Annotated in this window: 2 protein-coding genes; one reads left to right on the forward strand and one right to left on the reverse strand. The window is 37.5% G+C overall.

The annotated features are described in order from the left end of the window. A partial coding sequence (locus QZ359_RS00270; RefSeq protein ID WP_365966868.1) for an FtsX-like permease family protein occupies positions 1 to 1,206 on the forward strand: 1,206 nt, incomplete at its 5' end. A gap of 41 nt (positions 1,207 to 1,247) precedes the next feature. On the opposite strand, the gene QZ359_RS00275 is transcribed toward QZ359_RS00270, so the two are convergent. Beyond that, positions 1,248 to 1,943 (reverse strand): VIT family protein, encoded by a 696-nt coding sequence (locus tag QZ359_RS00275; RefSeq protein ID WP_293947424.1) that lies wholly within the window; start codon positions 1,941 to 1,943, stop codon positions 1,248 to 1,250. Positions 1,944 to 2,160 lie beyond the last annotated feature (217 nt).

Raw genomic sequence — 2,160 nt, forward strand, 5'->3', positions numbered from 1 at the left:
TACTATTACCAACCAAATAATCTTATCTCTGTTTCCAACTTGATTTTCCGTATGAAGAAAAATGCGGTTGGACTAGCAACTATCGCTATCTTGTCAACAATGGTTTTGGTTACCATGTCTGCAGCGACAAGCATTTTCAATGCCTCAGAATCCTTTAAAAAAGTGATGAATCCTCATGATTTTGGGATTAATGGACGAAATGTTGAAAAAGAAGACCTGGACAAACTTTTGAGCCAGTTTGCAAGTGACAAAGGTTATAATATCAAAGAAAAAGAAGTTCTTCGTTACGCTTACTTTGGTGTTGCAAACCAAGAAGGTAGCAAGTTAACCATTTTTGAAAAAGGACAAAACCGTGTCCAAGTCAAAACAGTTTTTATGGTATTTGACCAAAAAGATTATGAAACTATGACTGGTCAAAAACTGTCTCTATCAGGAAATGAGGTCGGACTCTTCGCTAAGAATGATGGACTAAAAGAACAGAAAACTCTAACTCTAAATGATCATCAATTTTCTGTAAAAGAAGAATTTAATAAAGATTTCATTGTGAACCATGTCCCAAATCAGTTTAATATTTTGACTACTGATTACAATTATCTTGTTGTACCTAATTTACAAGACTTTTTGGATCAATTCCCAGATTCAGATATCTATAATCAGTTTTACGGTGGTATGAATGTAAATGTCAGCGAAGAAGAACAACTCAAGGTCGCTGAAGAATATGAAAACTACCTCAATCAGTTTAATGCTCAATTAAACACAGAAGGTAGCTATGTGTATGGTAATAATCTAGCAGATGCTAGTGCTCAGATGAGTGTCCTCTTTGGAGGTGTCTTCTTTATTGGTATTTTCCTATCTATTATCTTTATGGTCGGAACGGTTCTGGTCATCTACTACAAACAAATTTCTGAAGGTTATGAAGACCGTGAACGCTTTATTATCTTGCAGAAAGTCGGTTTAGATCAAAAGCAAATCAAGCAAACCATCAACAAACAGGTTTTAACTGTTTTCTTCCTTCCATTGCTCTTTGCCTTCCTACACCTAGCCTTTGCCTACCATATGCTTAGTCTGATTCTTAAAGTGATTGGTGTACTGGATGCGACTATGATGTTGACTGTGACCTTGTCTATCTGCGCTGTCTTCCTCATCGCCTATGTGCTGATTTTCATGGTTACTTCAAGAAGTTATCGCAAGATTGTGCAAATGTAAAAAAGATACCTCGACTTCAATATCGAGGTATTTCTTGTATTCTAAATGCTGAAAAGTTGACCGAGTAAGAAGGTAACTCCCATGGTCAAGAGGCCAATAGCGAGGTTTCGAATCATAGCTGTTTTGGTTGGGGCTTTTCCAAGTTTGGCACTTGTGTAGCCAGTAACCAAGAGTGATAGAGCTACGATAAGAACAGTAGCGGGGATGCGGTAATCACTTGGGAAAATGGTTACTGAGAGCATTGGAGGCAAGCTTCCAAGGAAAAAGGCAACAAAGCTAGAAATGGCAGCGTGCCAAGGATTGGTAAACTCTTCATACTCTATCCCGTATTTTTCCTCTACCAAAGCCTTGAGTGGATTTTTAAGAAAGGCCTTGTTGGTCAAGAGTTGGGCAGAGGTTTCACATTCTCCATTTTGGATATAGGTAGCATAGAGGGATTTTTTGGCTAGTTCCATATCTTGGTCTAGCAAGACTTGCTCACGCGCAACGGCTGCTTCCTCAGTATCTTTTTGAGTTGAAACGGATACGTATTCCCCACCAGCCATAGAAAAGGCACCAGCTAAGATAGCCGCAAAGCCTGATAAAAAGATAATCCAGATATTGGTCGTGGCACTGGCAACCCCGATAACCACACCAGCAATGGAAATAATCCCATCATTGGCACCAAGAACGCCCGCACGCAGAATATTTAAACGACCTGCAAAATTTGAATCAATTTCGTGATTTGTTTCTGACATATTATTCTCCTTTTTATCCAGTATAAAGGAAAAATATAAGGAAATCAATCTTTTAAAACTGTCTGAAAAAAGTTGCACGATTCTAATGATGTAGAAATTTCAGCATTTTTTCTGATAAATCAAACACCGAGGGTACTGAGTATAGAATTGCATAAAAAATTTTAAATTAAATATGAAAATCATTTTGTTCACTTTGTAATCGTTTACAAAAGAATAA

Origin of the sequence: Streptococcus sp. (assembly GCF_019414905.1) — a bacterium.
Taxonomy (GTDB): Bacteria; Bacillota; Bacilli; order Lactobacillales; family Streptococcaceae; genus Streptococcus.